15 protein-coding genes are annotated in these 13702 nt (G+C 60.0%); 11 read left to right on the top strand and 4 right to left on the bottom strand.

The genetic code is table 11. The features are described 5' to 3' along the window. The first annotated feature begins 19 nt into the window (after positions 1 to 19). From AB4Z25_RS07485 to trmB, 10 genes are all read left to right on the top strand, one after another. Positions 20 to 448 (top strand): Fur family transcriptional regulator, encoded by a 429-nt coding sequence (locus tag AB4Z25_RS07485; RefSeq protein WP_112385248.1) that lies wholly within the window; start codon positions 20 to 22, stop codon positions 446 to 448. Between the two features lie 30 nt (positions 449 to 478). Continuing rightward, on the top strand, positions 479 to 1276 hold the full coding sequence (locus AB4Z25_RS07480; RefSeq protein WP_112538421.1) for a lysophospholipid acyltransferase family protein: 798 nt from the start codon (positions 479 to 481) through the stop codon (positions 1274 to 1276). A 49-nt stretch (positions 1277 to 1325) separates the two neighbouring features. Beyond that, positions 1326 to 2738, top strand: a complete 1413-nt coding sequence (miaB, locus tag AB4Z25_RS07475; protein WP_112538420.1) for a tRNA (N6-isopentenyl adenosine(37)-C2)-methylthiotransferase MiaB — start codon at positions 1326 to 1328, stop codon at positions 2736 to 2738. Between the two features lie 24 nt (positions 2739 to 2762). Beyond that, positions 2763 to 3809 carry a PhoH family protein gene (locus AB4Z25_RS07470; protein ID WP_112538419.1) on the top strand — a complete coding sequence of 349 codons (1047 nt, stop codon included), beginning with the start codon at positions 2763 to 2765 and terminating at the stop codon, positions 3807 to 3809. Positions 3810 to 3814: 5 nt separating this feature from the next. After that, positions 3815 to 4330, top strand: coding sequence for an rRNA maturation RNase YbeY (gene ybeY / locus AB4Z25_RS07465; protein WP_112538418.1), 516 nt, complete (start codon positions 3815 to 3817; stop codon positions 4328 to 4330). After that, positions 4327 to 5463: a hemolysin family protein gene (locus AB4Z25_RS07460; RefSeq protein WP_112385243.1), complete on the top strand. Its 1137-nt coding sequence runs from the start codon at positions 4327 to 4329 to the stop codon at positions 5461 to 5463. Before ybeY ends, AB4Z25_RS07460 begins: the two co-directional genes overlap by 4 nt. Before the next feature lie 80 nt (positions 5464 to 5543). Continuing rightward, complete coding sequence (gene lnt, locus AB4Z25_RS07455) at positions 5544 to 7145, top strand: apolipoprotein N-acyltransferase (protein ID WP_442207920.1); 1602 nt, start codon at positions 5544 to 5546, stop codon at positions 7143 to 7145. 150 nt (positions 7146 to 7295) lie between these two features. Continuing rightward, a complete protein-coding gene (locus AB4Z25_RS07450; RefSeq protein WP_112385241.1) occupies positions 7296 to 7715 on the top strand; it encodes a helix-turn-helix domain-containing protein in 420 nt (139 codons plus the stop codon). Positions 7716 to 7896: 181 nt separating this feature from the next. Continuing rightward, on the top strand, positions 7897 to 9150 hold the full coding sequence (gene metK, locus AB4Z25_RS07445; protein ID WP_112514110.1) for a methionine adenosyltransferase: 1254 nt from the start codon (positions 7897 to 7899) through the stop codon (positions 9148 to 9150). Continuing rightward, positions 9147 to 9848: a tRNA (guanine(46)-N(7))-methyltransferase TrmB gene (gene trmB, locus AB4Z25_RS07440; protein ID WP_112538416.1), complete on the top strand. Its 702-nt coding sequence runs from the start codon at positions 9147 to 9149 to the stop codon at positions 9846 to 9848. The genes metK and trmB overlap by 4 nt, the downstream gene beginning before the upstream one ends. Positions 9849 to 9857: 9 nt before the next feature. On the opposite strand, the gene AB4Z25_RS07435 is transcribed toward trmB, so the two are convergent. Together AB4Z25_RS07435 and AB4Z25_RS07430 are read right to left on the bottom strand one after the other, a co-directional pair. Beyond that, positions 9858 to 10115 carry a DUF1150 family protein gene (locus tag AB4Z25_RS07435; RefSeq protein WP_112385238.1) on the bottom strand — a complete coding sequence of 86 codons (258 nt, stop codon included), beginning with the start codon at positions 10113 to 10115 and terminating at the stop codon, positions 9858 to 9860. Between the two features lie 49 nt (positions 10116 to 10164). Further along, on the bottom strand, positions 10165 to 10590 hold the full coding sequence (locus AB4Z25_RS07430) for an Hsp20 family protein (protein WP_112385237.1): 426 nt from the start codon (positions 10588 to 10590) through the stop codon (positions 10165 to 10167). A gap of 272 nt (positions 10591 to 10862) precedes the next feature. Between AB4Z25_RS07430 and AB4Z25_RS07425 the strand changes: the two genes are divergently transcribed. Then, positions 10863 to 11807, top strand: a complete 945-nt coding sequence (locus AB4Z25_RS07425) for a nucleoside hydrolase (protein WP_112538415.1) — start codon at positions 10863 to 10865, stop codon at positions 11805 to 11807. Between the two features lie 51 nt (positions 11808 to 11858). Here AB4Z25_RS07425 and grpE read toward each other — a convergent pair whose 3' ends face one another. Together grpE and hrcA are read right to left on the bottom strand one after the other, a co-directional pair. Then, positions 11859 to 12491, bottom strand: coding sequence for a nucleotide exchange factor GrpE (gene grpE / locus AB4Z25_RS07420; protein ID WP_112538414.1), 633 nt, complete (start codon positions 12489 to 12491; stop codon positions 11859 to 11861). Positions 12492 to 12593: 102 nt separating this feature from the next. Then, complete coding sequence (hrcA, locus tag AB4Z25_RS07415) at positions 12594 to 13682, bottom strand: heat-inducible transcriptional repressor HrcA (protein ID WP_112514114.1); 1089 nt, start codon at positions 13680 to 13682, stop codon at positions 12594 to 12596. Positions 13683 to 13702: the final 20 nt, after the last annotated feature.

Raw genomic sequence — 13702 nt, 5'->3', positions numbered from 1 at the left:
TCTCTTGTGAAGGCCGCCAATGACCGACGTAGCCAAGACCCTTGAGGAGCTTTGCGCCGAACGCGGCATGCGGATGACCGAGCAGCGTCGCGTGATTGCACGCATTCTCGAGGAATCGGAAGACCATCCCGATGTCGAGGAACTCTATCGCCGCTCCGTGAAGGTCGATGCGAAAATCTCGATCTCGACCGTCTACCGCACCGTCAAACTGTTCGAAGATGCAGGCATCATTGCCCGCCACGATTTTCGCGACGGCCGCTCGCGCTACGAGACGGTACCGGAAGAGCATCACGATCACCTGATCGACCTGAAGAATGGCGTCGTCATTGAGTTCCGCTCGCCGGAGATCGAGGCGTTGCAGGAACGCATCGCCCGCGAGCATGGCTTCAAGCTGGTCGATCACCGGCTGGAGCTCTACGGCATACCGCTGAAGAAAGACGAACGCTGATCCTATGACCGCAGCCGCAGGAAGTGCCCGCTGATGGTCTGGCTGCGCATTGTCTATGCCGCGATCGTCGTGGCGCTGGCGAGCCTGCTGCTGATGCCGTTCCAGCTGCTCGCGCTCTACTTCGACTGGAAGCTCCGCCGCACCCTTCCCGGGTTCTGGCACAGGATTGCCTGTCACGCACTCGGCATCCGAGTCCATGTTCACGGCAGCCTGGAACGGCGCCGGCCGCTGATGCTCTGCGCCAACCATGCATCCTGGATGGATATCATGGTGATGTCGTCAGTCGCCGACGTTGCCTTCATCGCCAAATCCGAGGTGCGCAGCTGGCCGGTCTTTGGGCAGCTTTCCCGGCTGCAGAAGAGCGTCTTCATCGTCCGCGAAGAAAAACGCAACACCGGCAATCAGGCCAATGAAATTGCCGGGCGCATGGCCGATGGCGAGATCGTCGTACTGTTTCCCGAGGGCACGACATCCGATGGCAACCGCCTGCTGGAAGTGAAATCGTCTCTGTTTGGCGCGGCCGCCATGGCGGTTCCGCATTCGCCCAACGGTTCGGTCTTCGTTCAGCCTGTAGCAATCGCCTATACCAAGGCGCACGGCGTCGCACTCGGCCGCTATCATCGCCCGCTCGCGGGTTGGCCCGGCGACGTGGAGCTGATGCCGCATTTCATGGACGTCGTGAAAAACGGCGCCATCGATGTCGAGGTTCGCTTCGGCGAGCCCGTCGATTACCGCGCAGATTCGAACCGCAAAGACGTGAGTTCGACCATCGCGCGGCGCATCCGCGCGATGCTGAACAGCAGCCTGCGCGGACGCGAGATCAACTGACGCAAGATTTCGATTTTCTAGCGGGCAAAAAACCACTAAATAGCCCGCCATGACCCAAGACAGCGCCCTTCTTCAGGCCCCGGAACTCCCGAGCGAGAGCCTCCGTGATGGCAGCAACAGCCGCAAGGTCTTCATCAAGACCTACGGCTGTCAGATGAACGTCTATGACTCGACGCGGATGAGCGACGCCTTGGCGCGCGACGGCTACGAGCCGACCGAGGATATGGAAGAGGCCGACCTCGTCCTGCTCAACACCTGTCATATCCGCGAGAAGGCGGCGGAGAAGGTTTATTCCGCCCTCGGCCGCCTGCGCGAAATGAAGAAGAAGAAGGCTGCCAAGGGCAAAGAGATGATGATCGGCGTTGCCGGTTGCGTTGCCCAGGCGGAAGGCGAGGAAATCCTGCGCCGGGCGCCCGCCGTCGATGTCGTCATCGGACCGCAGACCTATCACCGCCTGCCGGAAGCGCTGCGCAAGGCCAAGGAAGGCCAGCGGATCGTCGACACGGAATATGCGCTCGAGGACAAATTCGAGCATCTGCCGATTGCCGAGGCGAAGAAGATCCGCTCGCGCGGCGTCACGGCTTTCCTCACCGTGCAGGAAGGTTGCGACAAGTTCTGTACGTTCTGTGTCGTGCCCTATACGCGCGGCTCGGAAGTGTCGCGCCCGGTTTCGCAGATCGTCGATGAAGCAAGACAGCTTGTGGAAGCCGGCGTGCGCGAAATCACGCTGCTCGGCCAGAACGTCAATGCCTGGCACGGCACGGGCGCGAACGGCGAAGAGTGGACGCTCGGCGACCTGCTCTACCGGCTTGCTGAAATTCCCGGCCTCGCGCGGCTGCGCTACACCACCAGCCATCCACGCGACATGGACGACCGGCTGATCGCCGCGCATCGCGACCTCAGGGCGCTGATGCCCTATCTGCATCTGCCGGTGCAGGCGGGATCGGACCGTATTCTGAAGGCGATGAACCGCCGTCATACCGCTGCTGAATACCTGGCGCTGATCGAGCGCATCCGCGCCGCTCGCCCCGACATAGCCCTATCGGGCGATTTCATCGTCGGCTTCCCGGGGGAGACAGATCGCGATTTTGAGGATACACTCAAACTCGTGGAGGAAGTGCGATATGCGCAGGCTTTCTCCTTCAAATATTCGACACGGCCGGGCACGCCCGGCGCGGACTTGAAGGATCAAGTGCCCGAAGAGGTCAAGGCAGAAAGGCTCGAACGCCTGCAGGCGCTTCTCCTGAAGCAGCAGCAGGAATTTGCCGAATCCTGCATCGGGAAAACGATCGACCTGTTGCTGGAAAAGCCCGGTCGCATGGAAGGACAGCTTATTGGGCGTTCTCCCTGGCTTCAGTCAGTGAATGTTGATGCAAAAGCATCGCAAATCGGTGACATTATTAAAGTGCGAATCACCGGAACTGGAACGAACAGCCTGTTTGCCGAATTTGCAGAGGGCTGAGGTTCAACAAAGGAGCTCGACCGCTTGAACGGACAAGAATTGGTTTCTTCTTCACCGCGCCACCCACGCATTGCGAGCGACGCCAATCACTTTGTCCTGACGTTCGAGAACAACCGGTTCGCCAGCGAACTTTTTGGTCAGTTCGATCAGAACCTGAAGCTCCTCGAAGAGCGGCTCCACATCGATGCGCGCGCCCGCGGTAATTCCGTCGTCATTACCGGCGACGTGGTCGCCACCAATCAGGCGCGGCGCACGCTCGATTATCTCTATGAAAAACTTCAGAAAGGCGGCAGCGTGGAACGATCCGACGTCGAGGGTGCCATTCGCATGGCCGTTGCGGCCGACGACCAATTGAGCCTGCCGACGATGGAGAAGAAAGCCAAATTGACCATGGCTCAGATTTCAACGCGCAAGAAGACCATCATTGCCCGGACCCCGACACAGGACGCCTATATGCGGGCGCTGGAGCGCAACGAGTTGGTCTTCGGCGTCGGCCCTGCCGGTACCGGCAAGACCTACCTCGCGGTCGCCCAGGCCGCCCAGCTGCTGGAGCGCGGCGCGGTCGAGAAGATTATCCTGACCCGCCCGGCCGTCGAAGCCGGCGAGCGCCTCGGCTTCCTGCCCGGCGACCTGAAGGAAAAGGTCGATCCGTATCTCCGCCCGCTTTACGATGCGCTCTACGATATGATCCCGGGCGACAAGGTCGAACGCGCGATTACCGCGGGCGTGATCGAAATCGCACCGCTCGCCTTCATGCGCGGACGGACACTTTCGAACGCGGCAATCATCCTTGACGAAGCGCAGAACACGACATCGATGCAGATGAAGATGTTCCTGACCCGTCTCGGCGAGAATTCGCGGATGATGATCACCGGCGACCCGAGCCAGATCGACTTGCCGCGCGGCGTGAAATCCGGCCTTGTCGAGGCCCTTCACCTGCTCACCGAAGTCGAGGGCATCTCGATCGTCCGCTTCAAGGATGCCGATGTCGTTCGTCATCCGCTTGTCGGCCGCATCGTCAGGGCTTATGACGCCACCTACACAGCGCGCGAAGAAGACGCGATCAAATAGGACTTATGGCCTTACTCGATATTCAGATCAGCGTGGAGGAAGGCGGCTGGCCTTCCGAGGACGAGTTGCAGCCTTTGACGGACCGCGTGCTGGAAAAGGCCGCGGACTATCTCAAGGCCAACGCCAAGCAGAAGTTTCCCAAGATGGCCACCGAGGTTTCGCTGGTCTTTACCGACGACGAGTCGATCCGGGCGATCAATGCCGAATGGCGCCAGAAGGACAAGGCGACTAACGTGCTGTCCTTCCCTGCCTACCCGATCACGCCGGGCAAGATTCCCGGACCGATGCTCGGCGACATCATCATCGCCAGGGAGACCGTGGCGCGCGAGGCGAAAGAGCTTGAGAAGCCTTTCGAAGACCATCTGACCCATTTGATGGTGCATGGTTTCTTGCATCTGTTCGGCTACGACCATATGAATGATGCAGAAGCCGAAATTATGGAGGGGTTGGAGACTCGTATTTTGGCAGATCTCGGCCTATCTGACCCCTACGAAGGTCAAGACCTTAAATTGGAACCATGAGCGACTTTTCAGCAAAGACCACGGCAGACAGCAAGGATGCCGACCAATCTTCCTCCTCCGACGAGGGTGGAAGTAGTAGAAACGCCGGGCGATCTTTCTGGGCACGCGCAGCCCGCATCCTCCGGCCACAGCAAGGCTCGCGCTTGCGCGAGGACCTCGCCGACGCGCTGATGACCAGCGATACCGGCGACGACGCCTTTTCGCCCGACGAGCGGGCGATGCTGCACAATATCCTGCGCTTCCGCGAAGTTCGTGTTGCCGACGTCATGGTGCCGCGCGCCGATATCGAGGCGGTCGATCAGACGATCACCATCGGCGAGCTGATGATCTTGTTCGAAGAGTCCGGCCGCTCACGCATGCCTGTCTACGCAGACACGCTCGATGATCCTCGCGGCATGGTGCATATCCGCGACCTTCTCTCCTATGTCGCCAAGCAGGCGCGCAACAAGCGCCGGACCGGCATCAAGGCAAAAGCCGCCGAACCGGTCGTCGAGATCGCGCCCGAAAACCTCCAGAAGGTCAGCCGCTCATCCAAGCCGAATTTCGATCTGGCACGGGTCGATCTGCAGAAGACGCTTGCCGAGGCAGGCATCATCCGCAAGATCCTGTTCGTCCCGCCGTCGATGCTGGCGTCCGACCTTCTGCGCCGCATGCAGGTCAACCGTACGCAGATGGCGCTTGTGATCGACGAGTATGGCGGCACGGACGGCCTGGCATCGCATGAAGACATCGTTGAAATGGTTGTCGGCGATATCGACGACGAGCATGACGATGACGAGGTGATGTTCAAGCGTGTCTCCGAGGACATGTTCGTTGCCGATGCCCGCGTCGAGCTGGAAGAGATCGCTGCGGCGATCGGCCCGGATTTCGACATTGCCGAGCAGGTGGACGAAGTGGATACGCTGGGTGGCCTGATCTTCTCCGCACTCGGCCGCATCCCGGTCCGCGGCGAAGTGGTTCAGGCGCTGCCGGATTTCGAATTCCACATCCTCGATGCCGATCCGCGGCGCATCAAGCGCGTCCGCATCACCCGCAAGCGCCAGGCGATCCGCCGTCGCGTGAGGGACGGAGACGGCGCAGGCGGCTCCGAACAGGGCGACGACAGGCCCGCAGAATCCTCTGCGGCAAACTGAGCGCCCGTAAGGCACGACAAACAGCTGCTTTTTTGAAAGACTGCGAGCCGGGTTGATTCGCGGCTTGATGGGGACTGTGCATGGAGCGGCTTGCGGACAGGGTTATCCTGCTCTGGGGTTTCAAACGGGCGTTGCTGGCAATCCTTGCAGGCGCCATCGGCGTCATCGCCCTGCCCCCGATCGGCTTCTTTGCCGCGATGTTCATCTCCTTCACGCTGCTCGTCTGGCTGATCGACGGCGCGGCTGCCTCGCCGGAGGCAAGCTTCATCGGCAGGCTGTGGCCAGCCTTCGTTACCGGCTGGCTTTTCGGCTTCGGCTATTTCGTCGCCGGGCTCTGGTGGCTCGGGCATGCGCTGCTGATCGATTCCGATGCCTTTGCCTGGGCGTTGCCGTTGGCCATTCTCGGGCTGCCCGCCGTGCTGGCGATCTTCTACGGCCTGGCCGCTGCCGCTGCCCGGATTTTCTGGTCTGAGGGTTTCGGCCGTATCGCAGCGCTGGCGGCGAGCTTCGGTCTGTTCGAATGGCTTCGCAGTGTCGCGTTCACCGGCTTTCCGTGGAATGCAGTCGGTTACGGCATGATGCCGGTGCCGCTGATGATGCAATCGGCCCATGTGCTTGGCGTCATGGGCGTCACGGCGCTTTCCGTCTTCGTCTTTGCAGCACCGGCGCTGCTTGGGACCCGCCAGGGCGCCAGGACGGGTGTCTTTGCCGCTGCCCTGCTGTTTGCCGCGCATATCGGTTACGGCGGCTACATCCTCTACTATCTACCGAAGCCAACGCCGGCGCCTGGGGCCACCCCGCCTGTCGTCCGCCTGGTGCAGCCGATGATCGACCAGGCGGCCAAGCTCGACAGCGATGCCGATCGCTCGGCGATTTTCGAACAGCATCTGAAGCTCTCCGCGGAAGCCCCGAAGAATGGCACCAAGAAGCCTGACATCATCGTGTGGCCGGAAACCTCTATCCCTTTCATCCTGACCGACAATCAAGACGCCTTGACGCGGATCGCCGATACGCTTGACGACAGCCAGATCCTTATTGCGGGCGCCGTCCGTGTCGAGGAGAGCGGTCCCGGTAATGCGCCGCGCTATTATAACTCGATCTATGTCATCGATGGACGCGGCCAGATCATCGCGGCATCCGACAAGGTGCATCTGGTGCCGTTCGGCGAATATGTGCCGTTCGAGAACATTCTGGATAATTTCGGCATTCAGAATATCGTCGAGATGCCGGGAGGCTTTACCGCAGCTGCAAGCCGCGAAATGCTGAACCTGCCAGGTGGCCTCGCACTATATCCGCTGATCTGCTACGAAATCATCTTTCCCGGCGAAATGGCCGGTATCAATCAGGCCAACGCCATTCTCAATATTACTAATGATGCATGGTTTGGGTCTACGCCCGGGCCTTATCAGCACTTTCAGCAGGCGCGAATCCGCGCAGTTGAGACAGGATTGCCGCTGATTCGCGACGCCAATAGCGGCATTTCAGCGCTAGTGAATTCACGCGGAGAGATTATTGCCGGCCTTGGGCTCAATGAGAGCGGTTTCATAGACGCAACTCTTGATGGCGAACAGGGCAATTCCACAGCGCGCTATCCACATCAAGCCTACTTTTGGTTGACTGAAACGTTGCTGTTTATGATTGCGCTGATTTCTCGCATGGGTTTTATTTTCAAGCAGAATTGACCAAAAACCCCTAAAATTGCATAGTAGTTCAGATCGGCGTTGTTAACGTATGCTTGAGAGTGGGTTAATGCCTCTTGCAACGTGGCGTTACGGATGGGTTCAGGGGATGCCGGTTTCACTCGTTGAAATATCTTTTGTTAGGGCACAACCATGATTGAGAACAAGAAGAAGCCGAACCCGATCGACATCCATGTTGGCAGTCGCATTCGTCTTCGCCGTACTATGCTTGGCATGAGCCAGGAAAAACTTGGCGAAAGCCTGGGCATTACATTCCAGCAGATTCAGAAGTACGAAAAGGGCACGAACCGCGTCGGCGCCAGCCGCCTGCAGAATATTTCGAGCATCCTGAACGTTCCTGTTTCCTTTTTCTTCGAAGACGCGCCAGGCGAGCATGGCGGCGGAATGAGCGGGCTGGCGGAAGCTTCCAGCTCGAACTACGTCGTCGACTTTCTTTCGTCGTCGGAAGGCCTCCAGCTCAACCGCGCATTCGTCAAGATTTCCGATCCGAAGGTTCGCCGGAAGGTCGTCGAACTGGTGAAGGCGCTAGCTGCAGAAGCGGACGCCGACTAAGCGATCCCTAAAGCAGGTAAATTAGAAAAGGCGGTCGAAAGGCCGCCTTTTTTACGTTTTTAAGGCAAAATTTGTCATTTCACCGCAGATATAAAGATATATTTATGTCCTTCTGCGCTTGTTTTTCGAGCCTGAACTGAGTACCAATTCGTCGAACTTATTCTTTGAGGGGAATCCCGGAATGCGCGCTAATTACCTCTTCACCAGTGAGTCTGTTGCCGAAGGTCACCCGGACAAGGTGTGTGACCGTATCTCCGACGAAATCGTGGATCTGGTTTACCGCGAAGCGGCGAAAACCGGCGTAAACCCATGGGGCGTGCGCATTGCCTGCGAGACCCTGGCAACCACAAACCGCGTCATCATCGCCGGTGAGGTTCGCCTGCCGCCGAGCCTGATGAAGAAGGACAAGGACGGCAAGGACGTCATCAACCCGTCGAAGTTCAAGGCTGCCGCCCGCCGCGCCATCAAGGACATCGGCTACGAGCAGGACGGCTTCCACTGGAAGACGGCGAAGATCGACGTTCTCCTGCACTCGCAGTCCGCCGACATCGCCCAGGGCGTTGACAGCGCCGCCGACCAGCAGGGTGACGAAGGTGCCGGCGACCAGGGCATCATGTTCGGTTACGCCTGCAAGGAAACCCCGGATCTCATGCCGGCGCCGATCTACTATTCGCACAAGATCCTGCAGCTGCTGGCCACCGCCCGCAAGAAGGGCGACGGCGAAGTCGCCAAGCTCGGCCCCGATGCCAAGAGCCAGGTGACCGTGCGCTACGTCAACGGTAAGCCGTCGGAAGTCGCATCGATCGTTCTGTCCACCCAGCATCTCGACGAGAGCTGGGATTCGAAGAAGGTTCGCGCCGTCGTCGAGCCCTATATCCGTGAAGCTCTCGGCGAGCTGCCGATCGCCAGCGATTGCAAGTGGTACATCAACCCCACCGGCAAATTCGTCATCGGCGGTCCGGATGGTGACGCCGGCCTCACCGGCCGCAAGATCATCGTCGACACCTACGGCGGTGCAGCCCCGCATGGCGGCGGCGCATTCTCCGGCAAGGACACGACCAAGGTCGACCGTTCGGCCGCCTACGCCGCCCGCTACCTCGCCAAGAACGTCGTTGCCGCCGGCCTCGCCGACAGCTGCACGATCCAGCTCTCCTACGCCATCGGCGTTGCCCAGCCGCTGTCAATCTATGTCGATCTGCACCAGACCGGCAAGGGCGTGACCGAGGATCAGGTGGAAGCCGCGATCCGCAAGAACATGGACCTGTCGCCGACGGGTATCCGCCGCCATCTCGACCTCAACAAGCCGATCTATGCCAAGACCTCTGCTTACGGCCATTTCGGCCGCAAGGCTGGCCGTGACGGCTCGTTCTCCTGGGAGCGCACCGACCTGGTGAAGGGCCTCAAGGAAGCCATCAAGGTCAAGGCTGCGGCATGACGGATATGGAACGCCGCGGACGCGCGACCGAAGCCTTCTTCGGCCGCCGCAAAGGAAAGGCCCTCCGCGGACAACAGGCGGAAAAGCTGAGTACCCTGCTCCCGGCTTTCCTCATCGATCTTTCAGCGGCTCATCCCGAGCCGCTGAGAAGCCTCTTTCCGGTGCCGGTGGAGAAACTCCGCCTGGAAATCGGCTTTGGCGGCGGTGAGCACCTGATCCACCGCGCCCAGGAATTGCCGTCTACCGGCTTTATCGGTGTCGAGCCGTTCATCAATTCCATGCAGAAGCTGCTTGCCAGCGTCCAGGACAAGGGCGCCAGGAACGTTCGCGTCTATAACGACGATGCGACGCAGCTGCTCGACTGGCTGCCCGATGGCTGCCTTGACCAGATCGATCTGCTCTATCCCGATCCCTGGCCCAAGCGGAAGCATTGGAAACGCCGTTTCGTCTCGAAGACGAATCTCGCGCGTTTCCATCGCGTGCTGAAGCCCGGCGGACTGTTCTGCTTCGCTTCGGATATCGATACTTATGTGAACTGGACGCTGCTGAAATGCCGCGACCACGGCGGCTTCGACTGGCTGGCAAGCAATGCCGCCGACTGGCTGACGCCCTATGAGGGCTGGCCGAGCACCCGCTACGAAGCCAAGGCGCGGCGCGAAGGCCGCTCTTCCGCCTATCTGACTTTCAAGAAAATATAAGCCCGCAGGTTAGTGCAGGCTTACAGTCTTCAGCTCGTCTTCGGCAGCCTTGAAAAAGGTGCTGGAGCGGTTGTCGGTCAAGAGGATCGGCGTACCGTCCGCGCCGAACAGGGCCCATAGATCGACGCCAGGGTCGATATCGGGCGCTTCGGGGAAGCACTTCGATACTTCTTCGTTACGCATTTTGCGGACGTAGGCGACCTCGCCGTTGCCGATACCGGCAAGTTCGGATTTGGTCAGGTGAGAATTCGCTTCTTTCATCAACATTCCTGTACCTCCAAGAGAAGGGACTAACGGCTCAACTCGAACCGTTGTCCTACTGTGGGACCGAAATGTTAATTTTCTTGACCATGCGGGCGGGCTCCGGCCGAATAAGATCGACTGAAAGCAAACCGTTTTTTAGCCCTGCGCCAAGCACTTGCATGCCATCGGCAAGCACGAAAGTACGTTGAAACTGGCGGGCTGCGATACCGCGGTAGAGATACTCGCGCTCGCCCTGCTCGACCTGCCGGCCGCGGATCAAAAGCTGGTTTTCTTCCGTCGTCACATCGAGCTCATCCTCGCCGAAACCGGCAACGGCAAGCGTGATTCGAAGGCGCTCGGGCTGGTCATGACCGGCGGCAATGCGCTCGATATTATAGGGGGGATAGCCATCGCTTGCCTTGGAAATACGCTCCAGCGTCTTTTCCATTGCGTCGAAGCCCAGAAGCAGCGGGCTGGCGAAGGGAGTGATACGGCTCATGTTTCAAGTCCTTGATGCAAGCGACCTTTCCGGACCTAAACTAGCATCCGGCTGTTGCTAATATGGGAATTGGTGGGCAGCCGCGCAAGGTTTTGCGGACCTCGCGACAGTGCCGGGAAATTTTAGGGTAAACGGTGCCTTCGTCCTTGCTTGACAAAGCGCATGCGGGCTCGCATCAAATCGTCACCCGTAAGGGCTGCGCCGATTTGCGACGCAATCATAAACAAATGGTGCCTGCCAGAACGACGTGCACCTGAGGAGGGACGACGTATATGGCAAACCCCAGAAAGATCATCATCGATACCGATCCGGGCCAGGACGATGCCGCAGCGATCATGCTCGCCTTCGGCAGCCCCGAAGAGCTCGAAATTCTCGGCATCACCACGGTCGCCGGCAACGTGCCGCTATCTTATACCAGCCGCAATGCGCGCATCATCTGCGAGCTCTGCCAGCGCACCGACATCAAGGTCTTTGCCGGCGCCGACAAGCCGATCGCCCGCAAACTCGTCACCGCCGAACACGTCCACGGCAAGACCGGCCTCGACGGCCCGACGCTGCCGGAGCCGACCATGCAGCTGCAGCCACAGCATTCCGTCGATTTCATCATCGAGACGCTGCGCCGCGAGCCCGAAGGCAGCGTGACGCTCTGCACGCTCGGCCCTCTCACCAATATCGGCCTCGCTTTCCAGAAGGCGCCTGACATCGTTGCGCGCGTCCGCGAGCTTGTCATGATGGGCGGCGGCTTCTTCGAGGGCGGCAACATCACGCCGGCCGCCGAATTCAACATCTACGTCGACCCCGAAGCGGCCGATATCGTCTTCCGTTCCGGCGTGCCCGTGGTGATGATGCCGCTCGACGTGACGCACCAGCTGCTGACCCGCAAGGACCGCGTCAAGCGCATGGCCGATCTCGGCACCGCGCCAGCGCAGGCGATGGTAGAGATGCTGGAGTTCTTCGAGCGCTTCGATATCGAGAAATACGGTTCCGACGGCGGCCCGCTGCACGACCCGACCGTCGTTGCCTACCTGCTGAAGCCCGAGCTCTTCAAAGGCCGCGAGTGCAATGTCGAGATCGAGGTGAAATCCGAGCTGACGGTCGGAATGACCGTCGTCGACTGGTGGCACGTGACCGACCGCAAGCGCAATGCAAAGGTCATGCGCTTCGTCGATGCCGATGGTTTCTTCGATCTGCTGATCGAGCGTTTCGCCCGCATCTGAGCAAGAACAAAGACCAAAAGAAAAGGGCCGCTTCTCAGCGGCCCTTTTTCGTTATGCGTCCTTCTGATCCAGATAGGAATTGGCCGTCTCTGCCTCGGGCTTCGGACCGCCCTTGGCGACGCCGACCATGGCCGGGCGCAGCACGCGCTCGCCGATCGTGAAGCCGGCCTGCACCACCTGGACGACGGTGTTGTTCGGAACTTCCGTGTTCGGCACTTCGAACATCGCCTGATGGAAGTTCGGGTCGAACTTCTGGCCGACAGGATCGAGCTGGCGAACGCCATGGCGCTCGAGCGTAGAGAGCATGGAGCGCTCGGTCATCTCGACACCTTCGATCAGGGTCGTCAGCCCGGCCTCGCCCGCAGCCTTGGCTTCGGCCGGAATGGCATCGAGCGCCCGGCGCAAGTTGTCGGATACGGCGAGCATGTCGCGCGCGAAACCGGCAACGGAATAGGACTTCGCGTCCTTCACTTCACGCTCGGTGCGGCGGCGCAGGTTGTCCATCTCTGCGGCGAGGCGCAGATAGCGGTCGCGCAGCTCGGCATTTTCTGCCTTCACGAGTTCCAACGGATCCGGCTGGGACGATGCCTCAGCGGCCGCTTCATTCTCGACGTTTGCGGCTGCGTCCGCAGCAGCGTCAGCCGCAACAGCCTCAGGTCCGTTTTTCGTCGTTTCGTCAGTCATGACGGTCTCCGGGTAAAGGGTTCTTTCGGGATGCGCCCGATATCGAGCTTTGACCGCAAAAAATCAAGTCTGCGTGACAAAGAACCGGAAATTCCGGCTTTTTCAGAGCGACCCGCGCGACAGGCGGGAAATCAGCTGGGCGGTATAATCGACCATCGGCACGATACGAGAGTAATTCAGCCGGGTCGGACCGATGACGCCGACCGCCCCGACGATCCGGTCGTCGTCGTCACGATAGGGCGCGACGATCAACGAAGAGCCGGAGAGCGAGAAGAGCTTGTTTTCGGAACCGATGAAAATGCGGACGCCCGGACCGCTTTCCGCCAGATTCAACAGCTCGATCAGGCTGTCCTTCTTCTCCAGATCGTCGAAGAGCATGCGCAGGCGGTCGAGATCACCGGCACTGTCCAGCCCCTCGAGCAGGTTGGCACGACCGCGGATGATCAGCTGCGCAGGCTTACCTTCATCCGGGCTGCCGGACCAGACGGCAATGCCGCGCTCCACCAGGTCGCGCGACAAGGCGTCGAGCTCGTGGCGCACATCCGTTTTCAGCCGGTCGAGCTGCTTGCGCAATTCCGGCAGCGTCTGGCCGGTCATGTGGGCGTTGAGGAAGTTGGCGGCTTCGGTCAGCTGCGACGACGTCACGCCCGCCGGAAGCTCGATGATCCGGTTTTCGACCTGATCATGTTCGCCGACCAGAACCGCGAGTGCCTTCGTCGGCTCCAGACGGATGAATTCGACATGCTTCAGCACCGGATCGTTCTTCGATGTGATCACCAGGCCGGCGCCGCGGGAGATCCCCGACAGCATCCGGCTTGCCTCGTTCATCATCGATTCCACCGGATTGTCGCGGCTTTCGGCGCGCACCTGACGATCGATGCTGGCGCGCTCTTCGGCCGAGAGGTCACCGACCTGCATGAAAGCATCCACGAAGAACCGGAGCCCGACCTGGGTCGGCAGACGCCCAGCGCTGATATGCGGCGAGTAGATGAGCCCCAGTTCCTCCAGATCGCTCATCACATTGCGCACCGAGGCCGGAGACAGCGACATTGGAAGAATACGGGAAAGATTACGCGAGCCGAGCGGCTCACCGTTTTCCAGATAGCCTTCGACGATACGGCGGAAGATTTCCTTCGAGCGTTCATCCAGCGCAGCAACGGCATCCGAAACCGACGTAGATCTGAAGCCCATGAATTCTGAAACACCCACGC

The organism is Rhizobium sp. RAF36, assembly GCF_052114105.1.
Taxonomy (GTDB): domain Bacteria; phylum Pseudomonadota; class Alphaproteobacteria; order Rhizobiales; family Rhizobiaceae; genus Rhizobium.
Note: the sequence above shows the minus strand (reverse complement) of the source record. Positions and strands in the feature narration are given on the sequence as shown.

Coding starts and splice junctions, on each gene's coding strand:
- AB4Z25_RS07485 (WP_112385248.1), top strand. CDS start 20: ATGACCGACGTAGCCAAGACCCTTGAGGAGCTTTGCGCCGAACGCGGC.
- miaB (WP_112538420.1), top strand. CDS start 1,326: ATGACCCAAGACAGCGCCCTTCTTCAGGCCCCGGAACTCCCGAGCGAG.
- ybeY (WP_112538418.1), top strand. CDS start 3,815: ATGGCCTTACTCGATATTCAGATCAGCGTGGAGGAAGGCGGCTGGCCT.
- AB4Z25_RS07460 (WP_112385243.1), top strand. CDS start 4,327: ATGAGCGACTTTTCAGCAAAGACCACGGCAGACAGCAAGGATGCCGAC.
- lnt (WP_442207920.1), top strand. CDS start 5,544: ATGGAGCGGCTTGCGGACAGGGTTATCCTGCTCTGGGGTTTCAAACGG.
- AB4Z25_RS07450 (WP_112385241.1), top strand. CDS start 7,296: ATGATTGAGAACAAGAAGAAGCCGAACCCGATCGACATCCATGTTGGC.
- metK (WP_112514110.1), top strand. CDS start 7,897: ATGCGCGCTAATTACCTCTTCACCAGTGAGTCTGTTGCCGAAGGTCAC.
- trmB (WP_112538416.1), top strand. CDS start 9,147: ATGACGGATATGGAACGCCGCGGACGCGCGACCGAAGCCTTCTTCGGC.
- AB4Z25_RS07435 (WP_112385238.1), bottom strand. CDS start 10,115: ATGTTGATGAAAGAAGCGAATTCTCACCTGACCAAATCCGAACTTGCC.
- AB4Z25_RS07430 (WP_112385237.1), bottom strand. CDS start 10,590: ATGAGCCGTATCACTCCCTTCGCCAGCCCGCTGCTTCTGGGCTTCGAC.
- AB4Z25_RS07425 (WP_112538415.1), top strand. CDS start 10,863: ATGGCAAACCCCAGAAAGATCATCATCGATACCGATCCGGGCCAGGAC.
- grpE (WP_112538414.1), bottom strand. CDS start 12,491: ATGACTGACGAAACGACGAAAAACGGACCTGAGGCTGTTGCGGCTGAC.
- hrcA (WP_112514114.1), bottom strand. CDS start 13,682: ATGGGCTTCAGATCTACGTCGGTTTCGGATGCCGTTGCTGCGCTGGAT.